The sequence below is a fragment of the Microbacterium sp. P26 genome, from assembly GCF_023712585.1.
GTDB lineage: Bacteria > Actinomycetota > Actinomycetes > Actinomycetales > Microbacteriaceae > Microbacterium > Microbacterium algihabitans_A.
The window spans coordinates 13,805-39,175 of the sequence record NZ_JAMAXZ010000005.1; the positions used below are offsets into that span (position 1 = coordinate 13,805).

The 25,371-nt window shown below is 70.3% G+C and carries 25 protein-coding genes and 1 tRNA gene; 9 read left to right on the forward strand and 17 right to left on the reverse strand.

Features of this window, described 5'->3' with window-relative positions; genetic code table 11:
• Window positions 1–11 precede the first annotated feature (11 nt).
• Entirely contained in the window at window positions 12–791 is a 780-nt protein-coding gene (locus M3667_RS10765) for an SDR family oxidoreductase (protein ID WP_251507949.1), read from the reverse strand.
• Entirely contained in the window at window positions 788–2,176 is a 1,389-nt protein-coding gene (locus M3667_RS10770) for a GntP family permease (protein WP_251507950.1), read from the reverse strand. Before M3667_RS10770 ends, M3667_RS10765 begins: the two co-directional genes overlap by 4 nt.
• Window positions 2,177–2,319: 143 nt before the next feature.
• Between M3667_RS10770 and M3667_RS10775 the strand changes: the two genes are divergently transcribed.
• The 6 genes from M3667_RS10775 (at window position 2,320) to M3667_RS10800 (ending at window position 8,027) form a co-directional block, all read left to right on the forward strand.
• Window positions 2,320–3,015 (forward strand): FadR/GntR family transcriptional regulator, encoded by a 696-nt coding sequence (locus M3667_RS10775; protein WP_056228622.1) that lies wholly within the window; start codon window positions 2,320–2,322, stop codon window positions 3,013–3,015.
• A gap of 35 nt (window positions 3,016–3,050) precedes the next feature.
• Complete coding sequence (locus M3667_RS10780) at window positions 3,051–3,569, forward strand: gluconokinase (RefSeq protein WP_251507951.1); 519 nt, start codon at window positions 3,051–3,053, stop codon at window positions 3,567–3,569.
• 88 nt (window positions 3,570–3,657) lie between these two features.
• Entirely contained in the window at window positions 3,658–5,253 is a 1,596-nt protein-coding gene (gene gndA / locus M3667_RS10785) for an NADP-dependent phosphogluconate dehydrogenase (RefSeq protein WP_251507952.1), read from the forward strand.
• Window positions 5,254–5,269: 16 nt separating this feature from the next.
• Complete coding sequence (locus M3667_RS10790) at window positions 5,270–5,737, forward strand: VanZ family protein (RefSeq protein WP_251507953.1); 468 nt, start codon at window positions 5,270–5,272, stop codon at window positions 5,735–5,737.
• A gap of 5 nt (window positions 5,738–5,742) precedes the next feature.
• Window positions 5,743–6,477 (forward strand): response regulator transcription factor, encoded by a 735-nt coding sequence (locus M3667_RS10795; protein ID WP_144834271.1) that lies wholly within the window; start codon window positions 5,743–5,745, stop codon window positions 6,475–6,477.
• A gap of 95 nt (window positions 6,478–6,572) precedes the next feature.
• Window positions 6,573–8,027, forward strand: coding sequence for a cell wall metabolism sensor histidine kinase WalK (locus tag M3667_RS10800; protein ID WP_251507954.1), 1,455 nt, complete (start codon window positions 6,573–6,575; stop codon window positions 8,025–8,027).
• Window positions 8,028–8,124: 97 nt separating this feature from the next.
• Here M3667_RS10800 and M3667_RS10805 read toward each other — a convergent pair whose 3' ends face one another.
• The 7 genes from M3667_RS10805 to M3667_RS10835 form a co-directional block, all read right to left on the reverse strand.
• Window positions 8,125–8,727: a hypothetical protein gene (locus M3667_RS10805; RefSeq protein WP_251507955.1), complete on the reverse strand. Its 603-nt coding sequence runs from the start codon at window positions 8,725–8,727 to the stop codon at window positions 8,125–8,127.
• 43 nt (window positions 8,728–8,770) lie between these two features.
• A complete protein-coding gene (locus M3667_RS10810) occupies window positions 8,771–10,324 on the reverse strand; it encodes an FAD-dependent oxidoreductase (RefSeq protein ID WP_251507956.1) in 1,554 nt (517 codons plus the stop codon).
• The gene (locus M3667_RS10815) at window positions 10,321–11,196 is read right to left on the reverse strand and encodes an FAD:protein FMN transferase (protein WP_251507958.1); all 876 of its coding nucleotides are present in this window, start codon (window positions 11,194–11,196) and stop codon (window positions 10,321–10,323) included. The genes M3667_RS10810 and M3667_RS10815 overlap by 4 nt, the downstream gene beginning before the upstream one ends.
• Window positions 11,197–11,201: 5 nt before the next feature.
• Window positions 11,202–11,693 carry a hypothetical protein gene (locus M3667_RS10820; RefSeq protein ID WP_251507959.1) on the reverse strand — a complete coding sequence of 164 codons (492 nt, stop codon included), beginning with the start codon at window positions 11,691–11,693 and terminating at the stop codon, window positions 11,202–11,204.
• Window positions 11,694–11,961: 268 nt separating this feature from the next.
• Window positions 11,962–12,996: a ribose-phosphate diphosphokinase gene (locus M3667_RS10825; RefSeq protein ID WP_251507960.1), complete on the reverse strand. Its 1,035-nt coding sequence runs from the start codon at window positions 12,994–12,996 to the stop codon at window positions 11,962–11,964.
• The gene (gene glmU, locus M3667_RS10830) at window positions 12,986–14,434 is read right to left on the reverse strand and encodes a bifunctional UDP-N-acetylglucosamine diphosphorylase/glucosamine-1-phosphate N-acetyltransferase GlmU (RefSeq protein WP_251507961.1); all 1,449 of its coding nucleotides are present in this window, start codon (window positions 14,432–14,434) and stop codon (window positions 12,986–12,988) included. The genes M3667_RS10825 and glmU overlap by 11 nt, the downstream gene beginning before the upstream one ends.
• Before the next feature lies 1 nt (window position 14,435).
• A tRNA-Gln gene (locus M3667_RS10835) sits at window positions 14,436–14,507 on the reverse strand.
• A 67-nt stretch (window positions 14,508–14,574) separates the two neighbouring features.
• On the opposite strand from M3667_RS10835, the gene M3667_RS10840 reads away from it, so the two are divergent.
• Together M3667_RS10840 and M3667_RS10845 are read left to right on the forward strand one after the other, a co-directional pair.
• The gene (locus M3667_RS10840) at window positions 14,575–15,105 is read left to right on the forward strand and encodes a MarR family winged helix-turn-helix transcriptional regulator (RefSeq protein ID WP_251507962.1); all 531 of its coding nucleotides are present in this window, start codon (window positions 14,575–14,577) and stop codon (window positions 15,103–15,105) included.
• Complete coding sequence (locus M3667_RS10845; RefSeq protein ID WP_251507963.1) at window positions 15,102–15,614, forward strand: hypothetical protein; 513 nt, start codon at window positions 15,102–15,104, stop codon at window positions 15,612–15,614. Before M3667_RS10840 ends, M3667_RS10845 begins: the two co-directional genes overlap by 4 nt.
• A gap of 141 nt (window positions 15,615–15,755) precedes the next feature.
• Here the strand turns inward: M3667_RS10845 and M3667_RS10850 are convergent, their stop codons facing one another.
• The 7 genes from M3667_RS10850 to M3667_RS10880 form a co-directional block, all read right to left on the reverse strand.
• Window positions 15,756–17,549 carry an ABC-F family ATP-binding cassette domain-containing protein gene (locus M3667_RS10850; protein WP_251507964.1) on the reverse strand — a complete coding sequence of 598 codons (1,794 nt, stop codon included), beginning with the start codon at window positions 17,547–17,549 and terminating at the stop codon, window positions 15,756–15,758.
• 240 nt (window positions 17,550–17,789) lie between these two features.
• A complete protein-coding gene (locus M3667_RS10855; RefSeq protein ID WP_251507965.1) occupies window positions 17,790–18,707 on the reverse strand; it encodes an ABC transporter substrate-binding protein in 918 nt (305 codons plus the stop codon).
• Window positions 18,708–18,746: 39 nt separating this feature from the next.
• The gene (locus M3667_RS10860) at window positions 18,747–19,505 is read right to left on the reverse strand and encodes an ABC transporter permease (RefSeq protein ID WP_251507966.1); all 759 of its coding nucleotides are present in this window, start codon (window positions 19,503–19,505) and stop codon (window positions 18,747–18,749) included.
• Window positions 19,502–20,182 (reverse strand): ABC transporter permease subunit, encoded by a 681-nt coding sequence (locus tag M3667_RS10865; protein WP_251507967.1) that lies wholly within the window; start codon window positions 20,180–20,182, stop codon window positions 19,502–19,504. The genes M3667_RS10860 and M3667_RS10865 overlap by 4 nt, the downstream gene beginning before the upstream one ends.
• Window positions 20,179–21,003 (reverse strand): ABC transporter ATP-binding protein, encoded by an 825-nt coding sequence (locus tag M3667_RS10870; RefSeq protein WP_251507968.1) that lies wholly within the window; start codon window positions 21,001–21,003, stop codon window positions 20,179–20,181. The genes M3667_RS10865 and M3667_RS10870 overlap by 4 nt, the downstream gene beginning before the upstream one ends.
• Window positions 21,004–21,017: 14 nt before the next feature.
• Window positions 21,018–21,320: a DUF427 domain-containing protein gene (locus tag M3667_RS10875; protein WP_144834245.1), complete on the reverse strand. Its 303-nt coding sequence runs from the start codon at window positions 21,318–21,320 to the stop codon at window positions 21,018–21,020.
• A 135-nt stretch (window positions 21,321–21,455) separates the two neighbouring features.
• A complete protein-coding gene (locus M3667_RS10880) occupies window positions 21,456–22,388 on the reverse strand; it encodes a 4-(cytidine 5'-diphospho)-2-C-methyl-D-erythritol kinase (RefSeq protein WP_251507969.1) in 933 nt (310 codons plus the stop codon).
• A 240-nt stretch (window positions 22,389–22,628) separates the two neighbouring features.
• Here M3667_RS10880 and M3667_RS10885 point away from each other — a divergent pair, with 240 nt between their 5' ends.
• Complete coding sequence (locus M3667_RS10885) at window positions 22,629–24,209, forward strand: stealth conserved region 3 domain-containing protein (protein ID WP_251507970.1); 1,581 nt, start codon at window positions 22,629–22,631, stop codon at window positions 24,207–24,209.
• Here the strand turns inward: M3667_RS10885 and M3667_RS10890 are convergent.
• Window positions 24,160–25,095 carry a phosphodiesterase gene (locus M3667_RS10890; protein WP_251507971.1) on the reverse strand — a complete coding sequence of 312 codons (936 nt, stop codon included), beginning with the start codon at window positions 25,093–25,095 and terminating at the stop codon, window positions 24,160–24,162. The two genes, M3667_RS10885 and M3667_RS10890, sit on opposite strands and share 50 nt — an antisense overlap.
• Window positions 25,096–25,371: the final 276 nt, after the last annotated feature.

Consider the following 25,371-nt stretch of genomic DNA (forward strand, 5'->3'; position numbering starts at 1 on the left):
CTCCTCCACGATCAGACGACCGCCGTCATTCCGCCGTCGACGAAGATGTTCTGCCCCGACACGAAGCTCGAGGCGTCGGATGCCAGGAAGAGCAGCGCTCCGCGCAGCTCGTCGAAGTCACCCCAGCGGGCGGCCGGCGTGCGCTGGGTCAACCAGCGAGTGAACTCCGGGTCGTCGACCAGGTCGCGGTTCATCTCGGTCGCGAAGTACCCCGGGCTGAGGGCGTTGACCTGGATGCCGTGGCGGGCGAGGTCGGCCGCCATGCCGGCGGTCAGCTGTGCGACGCCGCCCTTGGTAGCCGAGTACGGCGCGATCGTCTGGCGCGCCAGGCGCGACTGCACCGAGGCGACGTTGACGACCTTGCCGGAGCCGCGCGCGACCATGGCGGGGGTGACGAAACGCGAGACGTAGAAGACGCCCGACAGGTTGGCGGCGACGATGTCGTCCCAGTCCGACACCGCGAACTCGTGGATCGGCGCGCGGCGCTGGACGCCGGCGTTGTTGACGAGGATGTCGGGCACGCCGACCGCCTCGACGACTCCGCCGATCGCGGCCTCGACGGCCGCGGCATCCGTGACGTCGAACACGACGGCGTGGGCAGGGCGATCCGACAGCTCCTCGGCCTCGGCGCGGGTGCGCTCCACGGCATCCGCGTCACGACCGTGCACGATCAGCCGGGCGCCGCCGCGCGCGAGGGTGAGAGCCAGCGCGCGGCCGAGGCCACGGGAGGAGCCGGTGACGAGCGCGAGCCGGTCGGAGACGTCGAACAGGTCGGCGTTCGAGCCCGTCACAGCAGCGCCCCGATGCCGAAGACGGCGAGGGCCGCGACGAAGCCGAGCACCGACTCGATCGCCTGCTGCACGGTCCAGGTCTTCAGGGTGGTCTTGACGTCCATGCCCATCAGGCGACCCACGAGCCAGAAGCCCGAGTCGTTGACGTGCCCGGCGAACACCGATCCGGCCGCGGTCGCGAGGGTGATCGCCACGACCTGCAGGGGAGAGAAGTCGCCGGCCATGACGGCGGGGGCGGCGAGACCCGCGGCGGTCACGAGCGCGACCGTGGCCGAACCCTGCGCCAGACGCAGGATGACGGCGATGACGTAGGCCGCGACGATGACCGGCAGACCCAGGTCGCCGAGGCTGTCGGCGAGGGCGTCGCCGATGCCCGAGGCGCGCAGGACCGCGCCGAACATGCCACCGGCGCCGGTGATGAGGATGACGGATGCCACGGGCCCGAGCGCCGAGTCGACGACCTTCTCGAGCGCGGTGCCGTTCTCGCCCCGGCGGAAGCCGAAGACGATCGTGGCGACGATGACCGTGATGAGCAGGGCGACCGGCGAGTTGCCGAGGAGGATCAGCACCTGCACGAAGGTGTTATCGGTGTCGACCGCGCCGGCCGAGCCGAGGGTCGTAAGGCCGGTGTTGAGGAAGATCAGCAGCATCGGCAGCAGCAGCACGGCGATGACCGTGAGGGGCTTGGGCGGGTTCGCCGGCTGGTCGGCGTCGACGTCACCGAAGAGGGCGGGCACGGGGAGGACGATGCGGCGGGCGATGAACTTGCCCCAGAGGTAACCCGAGAGGTACCAGATCGGGAAGGCGATGATGAGGCCGACGATCAGCAGCAGACCGAGGTTGGCACCGTAGAGCTCGCTCGCGGTCACGGGGCCCGGGTGCGGCGGGAGGAAGACGTGCATCACCGAGAACGCGGCGGCGGCCGGCAGACCGAACAGCAGCACGTTGTTGCCCGAGACGCGGCGCGCGATGGCGAAGATGATCGGCAGCATCATGACGAGCCCGGCGTCGAAGAACATCGGGAACCCGAGGATCAGCGAAACGATGCCGAGGGCGAAGGGGGCGCGCTTCTCTCCGAAGACGCGCACGAAGGTCTCGGCGAGCGATTGCGCGCCGCCGGAGTGTTCGATCAGTCGCCCGAGCATTGCGCCGAGGGCGACGAGCAGGGCCACCGTTCCCAGCGTCCCGCCGAAGCCACCGGTGAGCGTCGTCACGATCGACGACACGGGAACGCCCGCCGCGAAGGCCGTGGCGAGCGACACGATGATGAGGGCGAGGAAGGCGTGCACCTTCAGCCAGATGATGAGCACCAGGATGAGCGCGATCGCGCCCGCGGCGATGGCGAGCAGGGGCGCCGTGCCGAGTGTCTGAGTCCAGTCGTCCAAGAGATCTCCGTTGATTCAAGCCGTCGGACGCGTCATCGGGCATGCTGTGTCAGCCCCGCATCCGCCGAAGCGGTCACGGCATCTTCACACAATGATCATATCTTTGACAAGATAAGGTCGTACCTAAGGCCTAAGGAGGGGTCATGGCCCGAGCGACGCACGGTTCGCTGGTCGATGCGATCGGCATTCGCATCGTCGACGGCGATCTGCCGCCCGGTACCGTCCTGACCCTCGCCGCCCTCGAGGCCGAGTACGCCGTCTCGCGCACCGTCGTGCGCGAGGCCGTCCGCTCCCTCGAGGCGATGGGCCTTCTCTCCCAGCGCCGCCGGGTCGGACTCACCGTGCGCGAGCCCGAGCACTGGAGCGCCCTCGACACCCGCCTCATCGGATGGCAGCTCGCCGGTCGCCGGCGCGACCAGCTGATCGTCAACACCACCGAGCTCCGCGCGGCGGTCGAACCCGTCGCCGCCCGACTGAGTGCCCGGCGCGCCACCGACATCCAGCGCGGCGAGATCCTGCGTCTGGCCGACGAGCTCGCCCGCCTCGGTGCGGCCGGCCTCGGCAACTCCCCCGAGTACCTCGCGGCCGACATCGCCTTTCACGACCTCATCCTCATCTCGAGCGGCAACCTCATGCTGGCCGCCGCCCGCGCCCCCATCGCCGCCGCGATCGAGGGACGAGCGATGCACGGGCTCACCCCGGGAGTGCCCAACCCCGACGCCCTCGACAACCACGTCGCCACGGCCGAGGCCATCGGACGCGCCGACGCCGACGCCGCCGAGGAGCACACGCGCCTGTACGTCGCCGCCGTGCTCACCGAAGTGCGCCGCACCATCTGATTCCGAACCGTCCGCTTTCGACGAAGAGAGATTCCATGACCGCTCCCGTTCCCGTCCTGGTCTTCATGGGCCCCGCCGGCACCGGCAAGTCCACCGTCGCCGGCATGCTCGCCGGCCGTCTCGGCTGGGACTTCCAAGAGGGCGACGACCTGCATCCCGCCGAGAACGTCGCCAAAATGGCATCCGGTCACGCCCTCAACGACGACGACCGCTGGCCCTGGCTCGACCGCGTCGCCGCGTGGATCGACGGGCGGATCGCCGCCGGTCGCCCGGGCATCATCACGTGCTCGGCCCTCAAGCGCAGCTACCGCGACGTGCTGCGCCGCGACGATGTCACGTTCGTGCTGCTGATGGGCGACCCGAAGCTCGTTCTCGAACGCCTGCTGCGCCGCCAGGGCCACTACATGCCGCCCTCGCTGCTCACCTCGCAGTTCGAGACGCTGGAGATGCCGGATGCCGACGAGCAGGCGATCCGCGTCGACCTCGACCTGACCCCCGCCGAGCAGGTGCAGGAGGTCATCGACCTGCTTCAGCTCACCCATACCCCCTCCTGAAACACACGCGGGCCGAGCCGATAAAGTGGCGGAGGCGGCCCGCGTGAGCCCTCCCACCCCTTCCTCGCACCTGAACACGGAGCAACGAATGACGTCGACCCCCTCCCCGACCGGACCCTCGAGCGACCAGGATCAGGCCCCGCACAAGGCCGCACAGGTGCACGAGGGTGCACCCGGCATCGAAGAGGTGGATCGTCCCACCGCCGAGGCCGACTCCCGCCCCGAGGGCGAGGGCGACGGCCGCGCCAACATCGGCGTCGTGGGCCTCGCCGTCATGGGCTCGAACCTCGCCCGCAACCTCGCGAGCCGCGAGGGCAACACGGTCGCGATCTTCAACCGCAGCAAGGACAAGACCGAGCACGTGCTCGAGCAGCACCCCGAAGCGGACTTCGTCGCCTCGTTCTCGTACGAGGACTTCGCCGCGTCGCTGTCGAAGCCGCGCACCGCGATCATCATGGTCAAGGCCGGCCGCCCCACCGACTTCGTCATCGACGAGCTCGTCAAGGTCTTCGAGCCCGGCGACATCATCGTCGACGGCGGCAACGCGCTGTTCACCGACACCATCCGCCGCGAGAAGGCCGTGCGCGACACCGGCATCAACTTCGTCGGCATGGGCGTCTCGGGCGGCGAAGAGGGTGCCCTCCGCGGCCCCTCGATCATGCCCGGCGGCTCCGACGAGGCCTGGGCCACGCTCGGCCCGATCCTGAAGTCGATCGCCGCGGTCGCCGAGGGCGAGCCCTGCGTCACGCACGTCGGCCACGACGGCGCCGGCCACTTCGTCAAGATGGTGCACAACGGCATCGAGTACGCCGACATGCAGCTCATCGCCGAGGCCTACGACCTCATCCGCCGCGCCACGGGCAAGAGCCCGGCCGAGATCGCCGACGTGTTCGCCGAGTGGAACCGCGGCGAGCTCGAGTCGTACCTCATCGAGATCACCGCCGAGGTGCTGCGCCAGACCGACGCCGACACGGGCAAGCCCCTCGTCGACGTGATCCTCGACCAGGCCGGCGCCAAGGGCACCGGCGCGTGGACCGTGCAGACCGCCCTCGACCTGGGCGTGCCCGTGTCGGGCATCGCCGAGGCCACCTTCGCGCGGTCGCTGTCGAGCCACCCCGAGCAGCGCTCGGTCTCGCGCGAGCTCCCCGGCCCCTCGGGCACCGAGGTGCTGTCGGGAGAAGACGCCGACGCGTTCATCGAGCAGGTGCGCCTGGCGCTGTACGCCTCGAAGATCGTCGCCTACTCGCAGGGCTTCGACGAGATCCGCGCCGGTGCGGCCCAGTACGACTGGAGCATCGACCTGGGCGCCGTGTCGAAGATCTGGCGCGGCGGCTGCATCATCCGCGCACAGTTCCTCAACCGCATCGCCGAGGCGTACGACGCCGAGGCCGAGCTGCCGGTGCTGCTGACCGCTCCGTACTTCGTCGAGGCGCTCGGCCGCGCGCAGGACGCGTGGCGCCACATCGTGTCGCTGTCGGCGGCCAGCGGCATCCCGGCCCCCGCCTTCAGCTCGTCGCTGGCGTACTACGACGGCCTGCGCGCCGAGCGTCTGCCCGCCGCCCTCATCCAGGGCCAGCGCGACTTCTTCGGTGCGCACACCTACCGCCGCATCGACAAGGAGGGCACGTTCCACACCCTCTGGTCGGGCGACCGCACCGAGATCGAAGCCGAAGACACCCACTGATCGCGGGATTCCGACAGTGACGAAGCGGCGGCGGGCATGGCTCGTCGCCGCTTCGTGCGTCTACGCGGTTGCGGTGTGGTGGATGACGCTGCGACCGTCGATCTACGACCCCGAGGTCGGCGGCCTGCTGGCCCGGGTCCTCGCGGATCTGCAACTGTCGTCCCTGACGTCGTGGATCACGTTCGACGTCGTGGAATCGGCCTCGAACGTCGCGATGTTCGTACCGCTCGGCGTGCTGGTGATCGCCTGGGGTGGGCGGTGGTGGCACGGCCTCGTGCTGGGGACGGCGGTGTCGAGCGCCATCGAGCTGTGCCAGCTGCTGTTCCTCCCCACCCGGGTGGCCGATCTGCGCGACGTCGCCGCGAACACCCTGGGCGCCGCGATCGGGGTGGGTCTGATGCTCGTTCTCAGCCGGGCGCGACGCAGCTCACAGCATTCCCATAACGCGCGCCATAGAAAGCTCATAGATACGAGCGCACAATGAGTTCCATGACCGCGACCGCCGCCGCCCCCGCCTTCACCCGCCCCGACGGGAGCGCCCTGCGCGTACTCGTCGTCGATGACGAGCAGATGCTCACCGACCTGTTGTCGATGGCCCTGCGCATGGAGGGCTGGGACGTGCGCACCGCCGGCTCGGGGTTCGACGCCCTGTCGGCCGCCCGGGATTTCGAACCGGATGCCATGGTGCTCGACATCATGATGCCCGACCTCGACGGCATGGCCGTGCTGCAGCGCCTCCGTCACTCGGGCAACGATGTGCCCGTGCTCTTCCTCACCGCGAAGGACGCCGTTGCCGACCGCGTGGCCGGCCTCACCGCGGGCGGCGACGACTACGTGACGAAGCCGTTCAGCCTCGAAGAGGTCGTCGCACGCCTTCGCGGCCTGATGCGGCGCGCCGGCACCGCCCTCACCCGCGACTCGGAGCCGATCCTGCGCGTGGGCGACCTGTCGCTGAACGAGGACAGCCACGAGGTCGTGCGCGGCGACCGCGAGATCGAACTGACGGCGACCGAGTTCGAGCTGCTGCGCTTCCTCATGCGCAACCAGCGCCGTGTGGTGTCGAAGGCGCAGATCCTCGACCGCGTGTGGAACTACGACTTCGGCGGACGCTCGAGCGTCGTCGAGCTCTACATCTCGTACCTGCGCAAGAAGATCGACGCGGGCCACGAGCCGCTCATCCACACCGTGCGCGGGGTCGGCTACATGATCAAAGCTCCGCAGTGAGCCTTCCCCCGCGCCCCGCTCCCCCCGTCCCACCCGCGCCCCGCGAATCGCTGCGGGCGCGCCTGCGCCGACCGTGGACGCTGCAGGCGCGGTTGATGACCGCCGTGATCGGCATGGTCGCGTTCATCCTCGTGATGATCGGCATCTCCACCAGCGCGATCTTGAGCCAGGTGCTGTTCGTCAACCTCGACGCCTCGGTGACCGAGACGGCATCCGGTCTCCAGCCCCGGGTGGTCTTCCAGGACACCGCCGACGAGGTGCTCGAGTCGGGCCGCTTCCCCGCCGGCACGCTGCTGGTGATGAACTCGCGCTCGGGCTACACCGGCGCGGTGGTCGCCGACGAGGGCGTCCGCGCCCTGTCGAGCGATGACCTCGGCCAAATCGTCGACCGGCTGCGCACGGCGGATCCGACCGCCGAAACGGTCGATCTGCCGAACCTCGGCGAGTATCTCGTGCGCCTGTACCCCACTCCGGGCAGCGACGCCGCGTTCCTCGTGGGCCTGCCTCTCTCGAACGTCACCGGCACGATCGGCGCGATCCTCACCACCGTCGCACTCGTGACCGCGGGTGGTCTGCTGCTGCTGGCCGTCGTCATCGCCGTCGTGATCCGCCTCGGTCTGCGCCCCCTGCGCGCCGTGGCCGAAACGGCGACGCGCGTCGCCTCGCTGCGCATGGAGGAGGGCGACGTGTCGATCGACGAGCGCGTGCCCGCCGACCTCGTCGATGAGCACACCGAGACGGGACAGGTGGCCGCAGCCCTCAACACCCTGCTCGACCGCGTCGACGCCTCGCTCACCGCGCGCCAACGCAACGAAGAGCTCATGCGCCGGTTCGTGGCCGACGCGAGCCACGAGCTGCGCACTCCCCTCGCTTCGATCCGCGGGTTCAGCGAGCTGTCGCTGCGCGCGATGCGTCAGGCGCAGGACGACGAGAGCCGCCAGCGCACGGCCCTGGCCGTGGAGACCACCGAGCAGTCGCTCGAGCGCATCCAGGCGCAGTCGCTGCGGATGACCACGCTCGTCGAAGACCTGCTGCTGCTCGCCCGCCTCGACGAGGGGCAGGAGCTGGTTTACGGCTCGGTGGATCTCACGCGGCTCGCCGTCGAGGCCGTCGGCGACGCGCGTCCCGCGGGTCCGGACCACTCGTGGACGATCGACGTGCCCGACGCCCCCGTCGAGCTCGCCGGCGACGCCTCACGCCTGCACCAGGTGATCGCGAACCTGCTCGCCAACGCCCGCACCCACACCCCGGCCGGGAGCGTGGTGAACGTCTCGGTCGCACACGAAGGCGCCGAGGCGGTGCTGCGGGTGCACGACAACGGGCCCGGTATCGACCCCTCGGTCGCCTCGCAGCTGTTCGAGCGCTTCGCCCGCGGCGACCGCTCGCGCGACCGCAAGACCGGCGGCACGGGCCTGGGCCTGTCGATCGCGCGGGCGATCGTCGACGCGCACCGCGGCACGATCACGGTGACCAGTTCGCCCGGCGACACGACGTTCGAGGTGCGCCTCCCCGCCAAGCCGGCCGACCCCGCGGGCGCGGCGACGGCCTGAGGCGTTCCGCGGAGTCGGCGGGTCCGTTGCGGGTGCGGCAACGGCCTGAGGAGGAAAGGGGTCCGGATGCCGGGGGCTCAGGCGCCGAGCGCGCGCCTCAGCCCCACAGCGGCTTCACCGACGGCGCGAGAGCGGCGATCCGCCCGCCGTCGAGGACGACTCGCGACTCGCCGATGCCGAACGCCGGCCACTGCACGACGAGTTCGAGCGGCCCCTCGGGGGGAAGCGGGTGAACCCAGAGCTGATTGCGCATCGTGTAACGGTCGTCGTCACCGCCCCCACTCCCTCCGTTGACGCGCATCGTGTGCCGGTCGGGGTCGGCGTCGAAAGGTGCACCGAAGCGGTCCTCGGCGAACAGCCGCGTGCCGTCGCCGAGCACGAGACCCCAGCGCAGGCGGTCGGGTTCGAGCGCGCCCCTCCCCCAGTGCTCCGCGAACATCCCGTGCACCTGACGCCAGTCGCGTTCGTCGGTCGAGCCGCGCCGCAGGTGACGATCGATCAGCAGCTCGATGCCGTCGGAGTAGACCCGAACACCCGTGAGCGCGATGACGACGTTCTCGCCCCGAGCGACCACCTCCGACACGGCGAACAGCACGGGAAGCTCGTCGGCGGACGGCTCGAACGACGGGTTGCGTTCGCGCCGCGGCTCGACGGGCGGCTCGGTGGCGGGCGGGTCGGCGGGGAAGAATCCGGACTCCATGCCCCCACTCTCCCCTTTCAGGCCCCGCGCCGCCACCTCCGGCTCAGTACCCCGCGAACGCGTCGGTGGTCAGCGACTTCGCCTTCGACAGGGCCGGAGCGAGCGCCGTGATCAGCCGCGGCGGGCCCGACACGTAGGCCGCCCGCTGCGCGAGATCGGGCACCGCGCGCACGAGTGACGAGGCGTCGACGCGGTCCGGCCCCGCCCATTCCCAGCCCGCCGGCAGGTCACGCGGTTCGTCGCGTGAGAAGACGACGACGCGGATGCCGCTGGCGGCGATGTCGTCGCGGAACGCGAGCTCCTCGGCATCCGACACCACGTACACCAGCACGACGTCACGCTGCTGACCCGTGGCCATGAGGTGACGCAGCTGCGAGACGAACGGCGTCACGCCGATCCCCGCCGCCACCAGCAGGACGGGTGCCGTGGACCGCGACGGCAGCACGAAGTCGCCCCACACGCCCGTCACCGCGAGGGTCGAGCCCGGCTCGACCGCCGCGAGGGCGCGCTTGTACGACGACTGCGAGCCGTCTTTGAAGGCGATCCGCACCTCGGGCGGGTCTTCGGGGGCCGAGGCGATCGAGAACTCGCGACGCGTTCCGCGGCCGTCGGGCTTGCGATGAGGCACGTCGAGTTCGAGGTACTGCCCGGGCGAGAACGAGAACGGGCGCGCGGCGCGGAAGGTCAGCTCGCGCACCGTCGGGGTGAGGTCGCGGCGCCCCTCGACCTGCAGGCGCACGGCGGCGCGCAGGCAGAAGAGGAAGGCCACGAGGTTGCCGACCAGAAGGGCGCGCTCCTGGCCGAGAGTGACCTCGCCGACGGGGATCGGCCAGCCGGCGAGCACGCCCACCAGCACCGCCACGACGTACTGCTGCGCCCGCCGCGGCGGCAGGGTCAGCGGCTCCGACAGCATGAACGCCCCGAGGAACAGGAACGGCGACGAGAAGGCCACCTGCAGCAGCACACTCGGCACGTCGACCGGGAAACCCGCCGCCTGGAACTGCACGCTCGTGCGCGTGAACGCCACCGCCATCGCCACGACCCAGAACACCACGACGATCGGCAGCTTGTCGGTGCGCAGCAGCAGGAGCACCCCGAGCACGAGCACGGGGGCCGCGAGCCACGGCGACCCCACCCACCACGCCGAGGAGCCCAGGTCGGGCGCCCAGATGCTGACGATCGTGAGCACCGACGCACCGGTGGCAGCCGGGTTGAAGATGTGCCGGCCGCGCCACACGAGGAGGTACTTCGAGGCGGATGCCACGACCCCGGCCAGCGCGAGCCCGGCGAGCCCCACCGGCTCGAGCGTGGGCCGCAGGACGAACAGCAGGATCGCGGCCGTGATGAGCGAGGACTCCACACGCCGCGGCATCCGGAGCACGCCCTGCGCGACGAGGTCGGTCGCCACGCACGCGAGGGCGAGCACGACGGCGCTCGCGACGAGGTCGAGCGGCTCGGGGACGACGAGGCCGGCGAACGACAGCACGAGCGACATCACCGCGAGCAGGCCGAGGGAGGCCAGGACCAGGCGGTACATCGACACGCGGCCGATCAGACCGAGCACGCGGGTCGAGCCCGCGGTGAGCGTGACGCTCATGAGAACACTTCTCCTTCGAATCCGGGCGACCACTCCACGCGGCCGTCGGTGCGCATGCGGACCCACTGCGCGTTCCACGAGGCCGCCAGGCGCGGGCCACCGTCGAAGAACAGCGCGGTGGCGAGGGCGTCGGCATGCATCGCGGTGTCGGCGAGGGCCCAGGTCGCCGCGAACGCGTTCACCGGCGCACCGGTGCGGGCGTCGAGAACGTGGTGCAGGCCCTCGCCCCACGCGCGACGGTTGATGGCCGAAGCCGCCAGCGCGCCCTCGGTCACGGTGGCGATGCCGATCGCGCGCGATGCGTCGTACGGGTGCTCGAGCCCGACCCGCACGGGGGTCCCGCGGACCGCCAGATCGCCCGAGGCGTCGACGACGACATCACCCTCGACGTGGGCGGTGACCACGTCGAGCACGAGGTCGACGAGTCGCCCCTTGCCGAGAGCGCCGACGTCGATCGTGGCCGGGGCGCTCAGCGACAGCGTGTCGCTCCAGGCCAGCACATCGCGCCACGCGGGCGCCGGCTGCGGCCCTCCCCACGGGGCGAGAGTGAGGCGCGCGTCGTAACCGAGGCGCGCCAGAGAGTCGCCGACGAGCGGGTTCACGGCCCCGGCGGTTGCCTCGTCGAGCTCGCGGTACAGCGAGAGCATGGCATCCGCGTCGCTCGGAGCGGGAACGGATGCCGTGCGCCCCTCGGCCAGCTCCGACACGACCGAGTCGGCCCGGAACCTCGACCACTCGCGGTCGAAACGCTCGATGACGGCCGATACCGCGTCGCGGGCGACCGTCGGCAGCTCGGCCGCCGTGTCGATCACCCACGGCGTGCCGATCGCGTCGAACGCCCAGGTCGAGGCCGTCGCGGTCGGGGTGACCATGGTCGTCAGGCCTTGGCCTCGGTCTTGATCGTGTCGACGGCCTTGTTGAAGCCGCCGCTGGTCAGCGACGAACCGGCGACCTTGCTGACCGACAGCTCGTCGAGCTTCTTGCCGACGACCTCACTCTGGATGCCGCCGATGAACTCGCTCTGGTAGCGCTTGGACTCCGCGGCCTGAGGGTCTCCGGTCACCTCGACCGCGGTGACGGTGTCGCCGGCGATGGTGAGGGTGACGTCGACCGTCTCGACGCTCTCGGGGGTCGCGTACTGGCCAGTGGCCTCGTAGGTACCGTCCTTGTAGGTGCCCGACGTGCTCGAGGTGTCGGCGGCAGCGCTGGTGGAGGGCGCGGAGCTCGCCGCGGGGGCGGCTTCGCTCGCGGCGGGGGCCGCGGCATCCGACGTGCCACCGGAGCAGCCGGCGAGCGTGACGATGCCGGCGACGCCCAACAGGGCGGTTCCGACGCGGACGGGACGGGGTACGGCTGTGGTGCGGATCATGAGGGTCCTCCTTCGGTCGTGCCTCGCGGCTCGGTCGAGCTCACGCTAGGGACACGACCTTGACGGCGAGCGGGTTCACACATTTGTGCCACCTGTGAGCGCTCGGTGCGCCGTCGTGCGGACGAGACGGTCGACACGCCCCCTCGCTAGCCGTCGGGACCGGCGTGTCGGCCCCGGAGTCCGCACGACGGCGCACGCGCGGCCTTCGAACGAACCCAGCCGCCTCCCCCGGAGGGCAGGCGGCTGGGAATGGTCGATCGGGAACGTCCTACGCGTCGCCGCCGAACATGCTCGTGACCGAGCCGTCTTCGAAGACCTCGTGGATCGCGCGCGCCAGCAGCGGGGCGATCGGCAGCACGGTGAGCCGGTCGAAGCGGCGATCGGCCGCGATCGGGATGGTGTCGGTGACGACGACCTCGTCGATCGCGGGATCCTGCAGACGCTCCGTGGCCGGGTCGCTGAAGATCGCGTGGGTCGCGGCGACGATGACCTTGCGGGCACCCGACGCCTTGAGCGCCTGGGCGGCCTTCTGGATCGTGCCGCCGGTGTCGATCATGTCATCGACGAGCAGGCACGTGCGGCCCTTCACGTCACCGACGATCTCGTGCACCGAGACCTGGTTGGCGACCTTGGGGTCACGACGCTTGTGGATGATCGCGAGGGGCGCGCCCAGGCTGTCCGACCACGTGTCGGCGACGCGCACGCGGCCCATGTCGGGCGAGACGACGGTGAGGGTCTCGCGGTCTTCGGTCGACAGGCCCTGCTCGAAGTGCTCGAGCAACACGGGCTTGGCGAAGAGGTGGTCGACGGGGCCGTCGAAGAAGCCCTGGATCTGCGCGGCGTGCAGGTCGACGCTCATGATGCGGTCGGCACCGGCGGTCTTCAGCAGGTCGGCGACGAGGCGGGCGCTGATGGGCTCGCGGCCGCGACCCTTCTTGTCCTGACGCGAGTAGGGGAAGTACGGGGCGACCACCGTGATGCGCTTGGCCGAGGCGCGCTTGAGCGCGTCGAGCATGATGAGCAACTCCATGAGCCACTCGTTGACCGGGGGGCCGAACGACTGGATGACGAACACATCGCAGCCGCGGATCGACACCTCGAAGCGGGTGTAGATCTCGCCCGAGGCGAAGGTGCGGTGCTCGGTGGGGGCGAGCTCGGTGCCCAGGTGCTGCGTGACCTGTGCGGCGAGCTCGGGGTGCGACCGACCCGAGGCGACGACGAGCCGCTTCTTGGTCTTGGCGACGAGCCCGGGGGCGATGCCGTTGTCGCGGTCGAGGTCTACACGATTCTTCTTACGAGCCATCGGCCGCTTCCTGTTCAGCCCGAGCCCGCGCAGCCACGTCGGCCGCAGCGGTGCCCGGTCGGTTCTTCTCGACCCACCCCTCGATGTTGCGCTGGGGGGACACGCTGAGCGCCAGAGCACCGGCCGGAACGTCCTTGCGGATGACCGCACCGGCACCTGTCTTGGCACCGGCTCCAATCGTAACCGGCGCGACGAAGACGTTATGCGATCCGCTGTGAACCTGGTCTCCGATGACGGTGCGGTGCTTGGCGACGTCGTCGTAGTTCGCGGTGATCGCGCCGGCGCCGAGGTTGACTCCGCGGCCGATCTCGGTGTCGCCGATGTACGACAGGTGGGGCACCTTGCTGCCCTCGCCGATCGAGGAGTTCTTGACCTCGACGAAGGTGCCGACCTTGCCGTTCACGCCGACGCGCGCGTTGGCGCGGAGGTAGGCGAACGGGCCGACGGTGGCGCCGGCTTCGACGACCGCGAGCGTACCGTCGGTGCGGGTGACGGTGGCGTTCTCGCCCACCTCGCAGTCGGTCAGGCTCGTGTCGGGGCCGATGGTCGCGCCCGAGGCGATGGCCGTGGCGCCGCGCACGTGCGTGTTCGGAAGGATCGTGACGTCGGGGGCGAGCGTCGCGGTGACGTCGATCCACGTGGTGGCGGGGTCGACGACGGTGACGCCCTCGAGCTGCCAGCGGCGCACCGTGCGCGCGTTGAGGGTGCGCCCGGCCTCGGACAGCTGCACGCGATCGTTCACGCCGAGCGCTGCGGAGGCGTCGCGGGTGACGGATGCCGCGACCCCGAGCTCGGCCTCGCGCAGCAGGGCGACGACGTCGGTGAGGTACTTCTCGCCCTGGGCGTTGGCTGTGCCCACGCGCGCGAGCTGCGTGCGCAGCGGTGACGCCTGGAAGACGTACACGCCGACGTTGATCTCGGTGACCGCCGCCTCTTCGGCCGAGGCGTCCTTCTGCTCGACGATGCGGCTCACGCCGTCGGTGTGATCGCGCAGGATGCGGCCGTAGCCGAAGGGCTCGTCGACGCGCGCGCTCAACAGCGTCACGGCGGTCCCGCCGGTGCGGTGGGTGGCGAGCAGCTCGGTGAGGGTGCCGGTCTCGAGCAGCGGGACGTCGGCGCTGAGCACGAGCACGTCGCCCTCGAAGCCGTCGAGCGCGTCGAGGGCGACCTCGACCGCGCGCCCGGTGCCGGGCACCTCGTCCTGATCGACGACGACAACCCCGGGGACGAGCTCCGAGACCGTCTCGGCGACGAGCTCGCGCTCGTGCCGCACGACGACGACGATGCGCGCCGGGTCGAGCGAGGCGGCGGTGTCGAGCACGTGCCCGACGAGCGGGCGACCGCCCACCGGATGCAGCACCTTGGGGGTGCGCGACTTCATGCGAGTTCCTTGACCCGCGGCGAGGACGACGACGGCCAGCTCGGTCGGTGATGTCATGCTCCGCCGCCAGGATTCGAACCTGGACCTAACAGCTCCAAAGGCTGTCGTGCTGCCGTTACACCACGGCGGACCGTGCCCGAGGGCACTGGTCAAGTCTGCCAGACGCGGGCCCCGGCGATGAGGGGCGCGCTGTCGCGATGCGGTGGGCTGGTCATAATAAAAGCGTGAGTACGAGCCAGGACAGCGACGAAGTCGACCGCATCGTCGAGGCCTGGATGCGTCAGCGCCCCGACCTCGACTTCTCGCCCCTCGAGGTGCTCTCGCGCGTCGCGCGCCTGTCGCGCCACCTCGACATCGCCCGCAAAGAGGCCTTCCGCCGCAGCGACATCGAGTCGTGGGAGTGGGACGTGCTCTCGGCCCTGCGCCGCGCGGGCGAGCCCTACCAGCTGAGCCCCAAGCAGTTGCTGCAGCAGACCCTCGTCTCGAGCGGCACGATGACCAACCGCATCGACCGCCTGGTCGCCCGCAAATTCGTGCGTCGCGAGGCCGATCCCGGTGACGGGCGCAGCATCCTCGTCACGCTCACCGAAGACGGACGCGTGCGGGTGGATGCTGCGATCACGCGCTTGGTCGACGCCGAGGCCCTGCTGCTCGACGGGCTCGCCCGCAACGACCGCGACCGCCTCGCCACGCTGCTGCGCAAACTCAGCCTGGGGTTCGACGCGTGAGCGCGCCGACAGCGGCCCCCACCCGGTGGCAGCGGGTGAAGTCGTGGTTCGACGTGCGCTTCCGCTCCCCCGCCGCCATCTACGGCCTCATCGTGTTCGCGGCGTTCGTGACCATCGCCGACGATCACGCCGACACCGTCGGCGATGTGCTGCTGAGCGCCGCCACCTCGCTCGTCGTGTTCTTCATCGCCCACGTATTCGCCCACACGCTCACCGAGCACGCCGATCACGGTCTGCGGCACGCGACCCGCGAGGGCATGCGCCATGGCGCGGGCATGCTCTACGCCTCGGTGCCCTCGGTGCTCGTGCTGCTCATGGCGGGCGCGACGGGCGTGTCCGTCGACGATGCGGCCGACCTCAGCATGTGGTCGACCTTCGTCGTGCTCGCCCTGCTGGGCTACAACGCCTACCGCCGTCGCGGCGCGGGCCTCGCGGGCCGACTGCTCGGGGCGTTCGCCACCGCGTGCCTGGGCGTCTTCATCGTGCTGCTGGAGTACGCGATCCACTGACGCGGGGGCGGCGCGCCCCGCAGATCACTCGCGAGCGGAGGTCTTCCGGGCGCCGGAGGACGGTTGCCGCAACGCGACTCCTCCGCTCCCCGAATCCCCTCCGCTCAGCGAACGCGCGAACTGGAGCGGTTCCGGATGCCGTCAGCCGATCGTCTCGGTGAGCTCGAACCACCGCATCTCGAGCTCGTCGCGCTCGCCCTCGAGGGCGGAGATGCGCTGCATCTCCTTGCCGAGCCCCTCGTAGTCGGACTGATCGTGGTCGACCAGCGCGGCCTTCGCCTTGTCGATCTGCTGCTGCAGCTTCTCGATGCGTCGCTCGGTCGCCGAGGCCTCCTTCTGCGCTGCGCGCAGCTCCGCGCCCTGCAGACCGGGGGTAGCAGAAGGGCCGCCGGATGCCGCGGGGCGCGAGGGCTCGGCATCCTGCATCGCCCGAAGACGCAGGTATTCGTCGACTCCTCCGGGGAGGTGCCGGAGCTTGGCGTCGAGGATCGCGTACTGCTGGTCGGTGACGCGCTCGAGGAAGTACCGGTCGTGCGAGACGACGATGAGGGTGCCCGACCACGAGTCGAGCAGGTCTTCCATCGCCGCGAGCATGTCGGTGTCGAGGTCGTTCGTGGGCTCGTCGAGGATCAGCACGTTGGGCTGATCGAGGATGACGAGCAGCAGCTGGAGGCGCCGCTTCTGCCCGCCGGAGAGGTCCTTGACCGGCGTCGACAGCTGAGCGCTCGAGAAGCCGAGGCGCTCCAGCAGCTGACCCGGGGTGAGCTCCTGCGACTTGGAGCCTGCGCCGAACGCGTAGGTCGTGCGAAGCCCCGCGATGACCGTGCGCACCGGGTCGTTCAGGTGCTGGTCGAGCTCATCGAGGCGCTGGGTGAGGGTGGCGACCTTGACCGTCTTGCCACGCTTGACGCGTCCGCTGGTCGGCTCGAGCGAGCCGGTCACGAGGTTCAGCAGGGTCGACTTGCCCGCGCCGTTCACCCCCAGGATGCCGGTGCGCTCCCCCGGAGCGATACGCCACTCGACGTCTGTGAGCACCGTCTTGTCACCGAAGGCCACACCCGCGTCGAGCAGGTCGACGACGTCTTTGCCCAGCCGCGCGACCGCAAGGGACTGCAGGGCCACCTTGTCGCGGATCTCGGGCACGTCGGCGATCAGCTCGTTCGCCGCGTCTATGCGGAACTTCGGCTTCGACGTGCGCGCCGGTGCGCCGCGGCGCAGCCACGCGAGCTCTTTGCGCGCGAGGTTCTGCCGGCGCTGTTCGATCGACGCCGCCTGCCTGTCGCGCTCGACGCGCTGCAGGATGTACGCCGCGTACCCGCCCTCGAAGGGCTCGACGGTCCGGTCGTGCACCTCCCAGGTCGCGGTGCAGATCTCGTCGAGGAACCACCGGTCGTGCGTGACGACGAGCAGGCCGCCCGCCGAGGGCGCCCACCGCTTCTTGAGGTGGGCGGCCAGCCAGGTGATGGCCTCGACGTCGAGGTGGTTGGTGGGCTCGTCGAGGAACAGCACGTCCCAGTCGCCCGAGAGCAGCTTCGCCAGCGCAACGCGGCGGCGCTGACCACCCGAGAGGTCGCCGAGACGGGCATCCCACGGCAGGTCGCCCAGCAGTCCCGCGATCACGTCGCGCGTGCGGGAGTCGCCCGCCCACTCGTGCTCGGCACGATCTCCGACCACCGCGTGGCCGATCGTGTCGTCGTCGTCGAGGGTGTCCTGCTGGTCGAGCACGCCGACCGTCACCCCGCCGCGCACGGTCACGCGACCGCCGTCGGGCTCGCGGATGCCGGCGAGCATGCCGAGCAGACTCGACTTGCCGTCACCGTTGCGGCCGACGATCCCGATGCGATCGCCCTCGTTCACGCCGAGCGAGACGGAGTCGAAGACGACCTTGGTCGGGTATTCCAGGTGCAGGGCTTCGCCCCCGAGCAGATGTGCCATATCCGTCCCAGGCTACGCGGTGCCCGAGGCGCCGGCATCCGCCCGCCCTCTCCGCGCGAAGCGCCCGGACGCGGGCCCCTCTTTCGCGCCGAGACGGCAACCCGCTGACGACTGCGTTGCAGCCTGACATCGACATGTCAGCGAGATGCAGTCTCGCGGGGAGAACCCGCAGGGAGACCCAGCGGGGAGAAACGACGCGGGGCCGCCCGGCGAACCGGACGACCCCGCGTGGAGAACGGCTCAGAAGCCGTTGGCCGAGAGCCACTCCTTGGCGATGTCGGGGGTCGACTCCTGGTCGACCGTCGACTTCACGTTCAGCTCGACGAGTCCCTCGGGGGTGAGCGCCGCGCTGACCTTGTTCAGCACGTCCGACACCTCGGAGGCGACGTTCGAGTTGACAACCGGCACGACGTTCGAGGCGAGGAACAGGCCCTTCGGGTCGGTCAGGGTGACGAGGTCGTCGGTCTGGATTCGGGGCTCCGACGTGTACACGTTCGCGACCTGCACGGTGCCGGCGACCAGGTCGTCAACGGTGGTCTCGCCGGTCGCCGAGAACTGCACCTTGACGCCGTAGGTCGACTCGAGTCCGGCGGGGCCGTACGGGCGCTCGGCGAGCTCGGCGTTGCCGCCCAGGGTGAGCCCCGTCGTCACCTTGGCGAGGTCGGCGATGCTGGTCAGGCCGTTCGCGTCGGCGAACGCCTTCGTGACCGTGTACGAGTCCTGGTCGGTCGCGGACGACTGGTCGAGGACCTCGAGGCCCTCGGGGAGGGCCGCCGGCAACGCCGCGTACACATCGTCGGCGGTGCGCGCGGTGGTGTCCTTCTCGAAGAACTGCAAGAGGTTGCCGGTGTACTCCGGGAAGACCGAGACGGTTCCGTCTTCGAGGAGCGGGATGTACGCGTCGCGCTGACCGATCTGGAACTGGCGCGTCACGGTCTTGCCGGCGCCCTCGAGGGCCTGGGCGTAGATCTCGGCGATGATCTCGTTCGAGTAGTAGGCCTGCGAGCCGACGACGATCGTCTCGGACGAGCCGCTGGCCGCGCCGCCGCCGTTGCTCAGCGGGTCGCTGGACCCGCCGCTGCAGCCTGCGAAGGCGAGCGAGGCGACCGCGAGGCCGGCGATCAGGCCGAGGCCCTTGGTGGTTCGTGCTGTGAACATGGGTGCTCTCTTTTCTGGTGGTTCGGGAGTCGGGTGGGGTCAGGGGGCCGTCGGCGGTGCGGCCGGAGCCCCCACGGCGATGGCCTCGGCGCGACGCTGCCGGGCTGAGCGACGCTGCGGCTGTAACGCACCCGCGGCACGGATACCGCGAGGCACGACGAGGTGTTGGAGGAGGGCGAAGAGTCCGTCGATCAGCAGAGCCAGCACAGCGACGAGGATGGCGCCGCCGATGAGAATGTCGAAGCGACGCAGCGGGATGGCGGCGATGATGTACTGGCCGAGTCCGCCGAGGCCGATATAGGCCGCGATGGTCACCGTCGCGAGCACCTGCAGCGTGGCCGCACGGATGCCTCCGACGAGCAACGGCAGCCCGAGCGGCACCTCGATGCGCCAGAACACCTGCGTTTCGGTCATCCCCATCGACCGGCCCGCATCGATGACGCGTCGATCGATCGCCTCGAAACCCGTGTATGCGCCCGCGAGCAGCGACGGGATGGCGAGCACGATGAACGAGATGACCGCCGCTTCGGGCTTGTGCAGCACTCCCATCAACAGGGTCAGCAGAATCAGGAGACCGAAGGAGGGGATCGCCCGCGCGGCCCCGGAGACCGCGACAGCGGTCTCGCGTCCCTTGCCGGTGTGACCGATGAACCAGCCGAGGGGGATGGCGATTGCGCCGGCGATGACCATGGCGATAAGCGTGTACAGCAGCTGGACGCCGATGGCGACCGGAACAGGGTCGAACTGCCCGGTGTCGCCGCCGAAGATCCAGCCGATCGCGTCGCCGATGAGATTCATGCTTTCACCAACGTCCGGTTGCCCTGCCGGGAAACAGTCCTCGTTCCCCGCGTCCAGGGCATGAGGAGTCGCCCTGCCACGACGAGGAGCAGGTCGATGACCAGAGCGAGAACGACGACGGCGATCACACCGGCGAACACCTCGGGGATGATACGTCGCTGCAACCCGTTGGTGAACAGGTAGCCGATGTTCTGGATGCCGACGAGGATGCCGACCGTCGCCAGCGCGATGGTGCTCGCCGAGGCGACGCGGAGACCGGCGAGGACGACCGGGCCGGCCAGGGGGAAGTCCACCGCCACGAAGCGGCGGAAGGACCCGTAGCCGATCGCGGTAGAGGCTTGGCGGACACCCGCGTCGACCGAGTCGAGGCCGTCGGCGACCGCCCTCACGAGGATCGCGACAGCGTAGATGGCCAACGCCACGATGAGGTTCGTCTCGCTGACGATGCTGTACCACCCGGTCACGACGGGCACCAGGATGAGAAGCGCCAACGAGGGGATCGTATAGAGCAACCCGGTGATGGTGATGACGCTGCTGCGCACCAGGCGGTACCGCCAGGCCACCCAGCCGAGCGGGATGCTGATGACGAAACCGACCACGAGCGCGATGAGACTCTGCCGCAGGTGCACGACAGTCAGCTGCGCGATGAGGTCGAGATTGTTCCCTACCCAGTTCACGGGTGAGCATCCTCCACGATCGCGCCCTGCGTACGCCCCTCGGAGTCGACCACGACCGTGCCGGTCGGCGTCTTCTTGAGGTGAAGCGCGCGCTTGCCCTTGACCGCGCCGATGAAGCTGGCCACGAAGTCGCTCGCAGGATTCTCGATGATCTCGCTGGGCGTGCCGACCTGGGCGATCTTGGCGCCCTTCTCGAGGATCACGACCTGATCGCCGAGCAGGAACGCCTCGTCGATGTCGTGCGTGACGAAGACGATCGTCTTGCCGATGTCGCGCTGCAGGCGGAGGAGCTCCTGCTGCAGTTCGTCGCGCACGATCGGGTCGACGGCGCCGAACGGCTCGTCCATCAGCAGGATGTTGGGGTCGGCCGCGAGCCCGCGGGCGACGCCGACGCGCTGTTGCTGGCCGCCCGAGAGCTGGCTCGGGTAGCGGTCGGCCATGGCCGTGTCGAGACCGACGGTGGCCATGAGCTCGAGCGCCCGGGCACGCGCGGCCTTGCGGCTCTGGCCCTGCAGCACGGGGACCGTGGAGATGTTGTCGGCCACGGTGAAGTGCGGCATGAGCCCGGAATTCTGCATGACATAGCCGATGCTGCGGCGCAGCTGCACGGCGGGCTTACCGCCGATGTCGGCGCCGTCGATCGCGATCGTGCCCGACGAGGGCTCGACCATGCGGTTGATCATGCGCAGCAGCGTCGTCTTTCCGCAGCCGGACGACCCAACGAACACGGTGGTCTGACGGGAGGGGATGACGAGGTGGAAATCATCGACGGCGTGCGTGCCGTCGGGAAACACCTTCGAGACGGCGGAGAACTCGATCATGTGAGTGCCCGACCTCAGTCGGAGACCACGACCTTGCGGTCGAACGCGACGAATCCGGCGAAGTCCTTGCCGACGCGATCCACGGCGCCCGGGTACAGGTCGGGGTACGACCATGCGCCGTCGGGGAGTTCCGCACCGTCGACCGAGATGTTCCAGTACTGGGCGGCGCCCTTCCACGGGCAGGTGTACGGCGTGGGGCTCTCGTGCAGCGCACCCTCGCGCACCGCCTGCGGCGGGAAGTACCAGTTGCCCTCGATCGAGGCCAGGTCGTCGCGGTCGGCTTCGGCGATCACGACGCCGTCGAGTGTTGCCTTCATGGGAAACCCCCTTCGTGGTGCCCCGCGGGCACGGCACCCAGCGGTGACGGACCACCTCGAAAGAGGCTAACCAGGTCTCGAGGCCCCGAGGCGAAGATTGCTCCGTGTGTCGGCCTGCACTATGGTGCGCCGCGGTCAGACCACACGCGCGCCCGGCACCGGGCCGTGCACGTGCAAAGCGACGAGCCCGGCCGCGCTCAGGGTGACTTGCAGGTCGATCGCGGACGACTCGTCGGCGGTGAGGAACGCGAGAGTCGGACCGGATCCCGACACGATGCCCGCGAGCGCTCCCGAGCTCTCGCCGCGCTCGAGCACGCGCGCCAGATCGGGCCGCAGATGCAGGGCGGGCGCCTGGAGGTCGTTGCGCAGGGTCTGAGCGAGCATCTCGGCGTCGCCCTGGCGCAGCGCGTGCAGCACGTCGGGGTCGACCGCCGGCACGCGCGGCGCCGGACCGATGTCGACGGCGTGGCGGCGGCGGTGCGCGTCGAGCTCGCCGTAGACGACGGGTGTCGACATGCCCTCGTCGTTCGGCACGAGAACCCAGTCGAACCGCCCGCGCGCGAGAGCGGGGCTGAGCTCGTCGCCGCGGCCCGTTCCGACCGCGGTCCCGCCGAGCAGGGCGAACGGGACGTCGGCGCCCAGTCGAGCCGCGAGACGGGCCAGCTCGCCCATCGGCATGCCCAGCCCCCACAACGCATCGCACGCGACCAGGGCGGCAGCGGCATCCGCCGATCCCCCGCCCATCCCGCCGGCCACCGGAACGGCCTTGCGGATCGACAGGTGGGCGCCGCGGTCGACACCGGCCGTCTGCGCGAGCAGGCGCGCGGCGCGCACGGCGAGGTTGCGGTCGTCGGTGGGCACGCCCTCGATGTCTACCGGCCCCTTCGCCGTCACGCTCAGGGTGATGTCATCGGCGGGCGTCGCTGTCATCTCTTCGTACAGCGACACCGCCTGGAAGGCCGTGGCGAGCTCGTGGTAGCCGTCGTCTTGCACGTCGCCGACCTCGAGGAAGACGTTGATTTTGCCGGGCGCGCGGACGCGGACGGAGGCCGGCGGAGCAGCGGTCATCGCGCAGCCCGCCCGATCGTGCAGCGGGCGGAGCCGGCGTGTGCGAAACTGGAACGTCGGCCCGGTTCCCGCCGTCGCTCGCAAAGCGGTTCGGGACAGACCGGGCCGGAGCGAGCGATTCGAGTCACTCTTCGACAGTAGCGCGCCGCTCCCCGCCGTTCGGCGCCGCCGCCGAAACGTCTTCGTAACCCCGGAACCCTACGGTGACGGGAGCCCGTCACCTATCCCCGTGGAGGCACTATGCGCCCGATGGTCCCCCTGTCGATCGACACCGACCCCTGGCGCGCGCTGCTCTCCCGCTCCGATATCCGGATGCACGACGGCATCCTGCACGTCGTCGATGATTCCTCCACGCCCTCGATGTCCGAGCGCGACGACCTTCTCACCGCAGCTTCGGCGATCGAGGCGGCCGGCGTGCGGGTGATGCTCGTGCGCGACGCGAACCGTCGCCCGAAGCTCGTCGTCGATACGGCGGATGCCGAGGCGGCCCTGACCGCTCTGCGCGATCCCGAGCTGGGCCCGGTGTACCTGAAGGCCCGCGGCGAAGACCCCGTGCCCGCGCACAGCGTGCACCCTTCGCCCGGATCCGTGCAGGCGTACGCGGTGTTCCGCCCCCGCACCTCGACCGAGGGTTCGTACCGTTACGGGGCGTCTCTCGCCCCGCGACTCGAGCTCTGGCGTTTCGGCGACAAGACCATCGAGGCCCCGCGACCCAGCGCCCTCACCCGCCGCAAGTTCGCCGCAGCCGACCTCGATCTGGTCGAGGTGGAGCGCTACGGACGCCGGTGGACGACGGTGGCGGGCATGTTCGACCCGCACCCCAACGAGCTCACGGCCGAGGTCGACATGGTCTTCTCGTGGGTGGACGGCTCGTCGAGCGAGTTCCAGCGTCAGCGGGCCGCGCGCATGAAGGGCTACGTCGTCGGCGACGGCGACGACAACGCCGCGCGCTACCGCCAGGTCGACGAGCTGCGCTACGCGCTGCGCAGCGTGCACATGTACGCGCCGTGGGTGCGCCGCATCTTCATCGCGACCGACTCCCCCACCCCCGAGTGGCTCGCCGATCACCCGAAGGTGACGATCGTGCGCAGCGAGGAGTTCTTCGCCGATCCCTCGGTGCTGCCCACCCACAACTCCCACGCCGTCGAGGCGCAGCTGCACCGCATCCCGGGGCTGGCCGAGCACTTCCTCTACAGCAACGACGACATGTTCTTCGGGCGCCCCGTGACCCCCGAGCTGTTCTTCAGCGGCGGCGGCGTCAGCCGGTTCGTCGAGAGCGGCGTGCGCATCGGCAGCGGCCCCGCGCACATCGACCGCTCGGGCCACGACAACGGCCTGCGCGTCAACCGCGCGCTACTCAAAGAGCGCTTCGGCCGGGTCATCACCCTCGACCTCGAGCACTGCGCGACGCCGCTTCGTCGCTCGGTCGCGTTCGAGCTCGAGCAGGAGTTCGCCGACGACTACGCCCGCACCGCGGCGAGCCGGTTCCGTTCGGCGACCGACATCTCGGTGACCAACAGCCTGTACCACCACTACGCGCTGGCGACCGGCCGGGCGGTCATCACGACCGAGCCCCGCACGCGTTATGTGCAGACCACGCAGCTCGACTCGCTGCGCACGATGGAGCGCCTCGTCTCGCGCCGCGACACCGACATGTTCTGCCTGAACGACGGCAGCGTGCCCGAGATCCCCGAAGAGGTGCGCGTCCCCGCGCTCCGGGCGTGCCTCGAGCGCTACTTCCCCGTTGCCGCTCCCTGGGAGAAGACGGCGGTCAACGAAGGATCGGCAGCGGCGTCGTCGGCGGCGACACCGGTCCGCTGAACGCCCGCGACGCCGGCACCACGATGCCGGCGTCGTGCAGGCGTCGCTGCGACTCCGCGGCATCCACGTACTGCAGAGCCTGAGTCGCCGCGAGCGGCACGACCGAGTGCACCACGGTGTCGTCGTACACGTGCACGGTGTTGAACCCCTGCGCGGCGTCCTGCGGGCGGGTTCCGCCCACGGGCACCATGAGGTCTTGCGTGTAGCAGGTGGCGGATGCCACCGACACGGGGATTCCGGCGAACGTGGCGAACGTCGAGTAATGCAGGTGGCCCGCGAGGATCGCGCGCACATCGGTACCGCGCAGCACCGCGGCGAGGCTGCGCTGGTCACGCAGTTCGACGGAGGCGGCGAGATCGAGGACGCTGGGCACGGGCGGGTGGTGCATCGCGAGGATCGTGCCGAGCGGGGCCGGCGTCGCCAATACCTCGGTCAACCACTCGAGCTGCGCCGCGGTGACCTCTCCGTGGTGCGCTCCGGGCACCGAGGTGTCGAGCGTCACGATGCGCAGGCCGTCGATCTCGTCGACGCGGTCGACCGGGGCGGTCTCGTCGGCGGCGTCGCCGGGAAGCAGTTCGGCGCGGAACGCCGCGCGGTCGTCGTGGTTGCCCATCACCCAGATGACGCGCGTGCCGAGGCGCTCCGCGAGCGGCTCGACCAGTCGGCGCACGCGCTCGTAGGCGTCGGCCTCACCGAAGTCAGCCAGATCCCCCGTGAACACCAGGGCGTGGGGGCGGATGCCCGAGGCACCGATCGCCTCGACCGCCCGGGCGAGGTATGCCTCGGAGTCGACGCTGTCGTACAGCGGCGCACCGCCGGCGCGCAGGTGGGTGTCACTCAGGTGCAGCAGCACCCTCTCGGCACGGGGGTACTCGGCGTAACGCATCTCGTTCCTTCCGGGCCGTCGGGTACGGCCTCGTGACCGGCGTGATGCTCCCGGTTGCCTCGAGATGTTACAGACATGTTTCGCAAACGCGTGATGAACACGGCGGGAATTCACCCTGCGCGCGTTGTGGGTCGGCGGCGGCGCGCGGTGGATCGAGCACAACCGCGGGCGTCACCCTCGACACGCCGTGCACCGGCCGGCGCCGCACGGCGCGCCGCGAAACGCCCCGCCGTTGTGCACGCGCGGGCCGGATGCCGTGACCCCGCGTGGGCGCCG

Excerpts from the sequence above, each read along its gene's own strand:
- M3667_RS10810 (WP_251507956.1), bottom strand. The coding sequence starts at position 10,324 with ATGAGCGTCACGCTCACCGCGGGCTCGACCCGCGTGCTCGGTCTGATC.
- M3667_RS10840 (WP_251507962.1), top strand. The coding sequence starts at position 14,575 with ATGCGGTGGGCTGGTCATAATAAAAGCGTGAGTACGAGCCAGGACAGC.
- M3667_RS10885 (WP_251507970.1), top strand. The coding sequence starts at position 22,629 with ATGCGCCCGATGGTCCCCCTGTCGATCGACACCGACCCCTGGCGCGCG.
- gndA (WP_251507952.1), top strand. The coding sequence starts at position 3,658 with ATGACGTCGACCCCCTCCCCGACCGGACCCTCGAGCGACCAGGATCAG.
- M3667_RS10775 (WP_056228622.1), top strand. The coding sequence starts at position 2,320 with ATGGCCCGAGCGACGCACGGTTCGCTGGTCGATGCGATCGGCATTCGC.
- M3667_RS10870 (WP_251507968.1), bottom strand. The coding sequence starts at position 21,003 with ATGATCGAGTTCTCCGCCGTCTCGAAGGTGTTTCCCGACGGCACGCAC.
- glmU (WP_251507961.1), bottom strand. The coding sequence starts at position 14,434 with ATGACATCACCGACCGAGCTGGCCGTCGTCGTCCTCGCCGCGGGTCAA.
- M3667_RS10825 (WP_251507960.1), bottom strand. The coding sequence starts at position 12,996 with ATGGCTCGTAAGAAGAATCGTGTAGACCTCGACCGCGACAACGGCATC.
- M3667_RS10890 (WP_251507971.1), bottom strand. The coding sequence starts at position 25,095 with ATGCGTTACGCCGAGTACCCCCGTGCCGAGAGGGTGCTGCTGCACCTG.
- M3667_RS10875 (WP_144834245.1), bottom strand. The coding sequence starts at position 21,320 with ATGAAGGCAACACTCGACGGCGTCGTGATCGCCGAAGCCGACCGCGAC.
- M3667_RS10850 (WP_251507964.1), bottom strand. The coding sequence starts at position 17,549 with ATGGCACATCTGCTCGGGGGCGAAGCCCTGCACCTGGAATACCCGACC.
- M3667_RS10860 (WP_251507966.1), bottom strand. The coding sequence starts at position 19,505 with ATGAATCTCATCGGCGACGCGATCGGCTGGATCTTCGGCGGCGACACC.
- M3667_RS10805 (WP_251507955.1), bottom strand. The coding sequence starts at position 8,727 with ATGGAGTCCGGATTCTTCCCCGCCGACCCGCCCGCCACCGAGCCGCCC.
- M3667_RS10855 (WP_251507965.1), bottom strand. The coding sequence starts at position 18,707 with ATGTTCACAGCACGAACCACCAAGGGCCTCGGCCTGATCGCCGGCCTC.
- M3667_RS10800 (WP_251507954.1), top strand. The coding sequence starts at position 6,573 with ATGACCGCCGTGATCGGCATGGTCGCGTTCATCCTCGTGATGATCGGC.
- M3667_RS10815 (WP_251507958.1), bottom strand. The coding sequence starts at position 11,196 with ATGGTCACCCCGACCGCGACGGCCTCGACCTGGGCGTTCGACGCGATC.
- M3667_RS10780 (WP_251507951.1), top strand. The coding sequence starts at position 3,051 with ATGACCGCTCCCGTTCCCGTCCTGGTCTTCATGGGCCCCGCCGGCACC.
- M3667_RS10820 (WP_251507959.1), bottom strand. The coding sequence starts at position 11,693 with ATGATCCGCACCACAGCCGTACCCCGTCCCGTCCGCGTCGGAACCGCC.
- M3667_RS10880 (WP_251507969.1), bottom strand. The coding sequence starts at position 22,388 with ATGACCGCTGCTCCGCCGGCCTCCGTCCGCGTCCGCGCGCCCGGCAAA.
- M3667_RS10795 (WP_144834271.1), top strand. The coding sequence starts at position 5,743 with ATGACCGCGACCGCCGCCGCCCCCGCCTTCACCCGCCCCGACGGGAGC.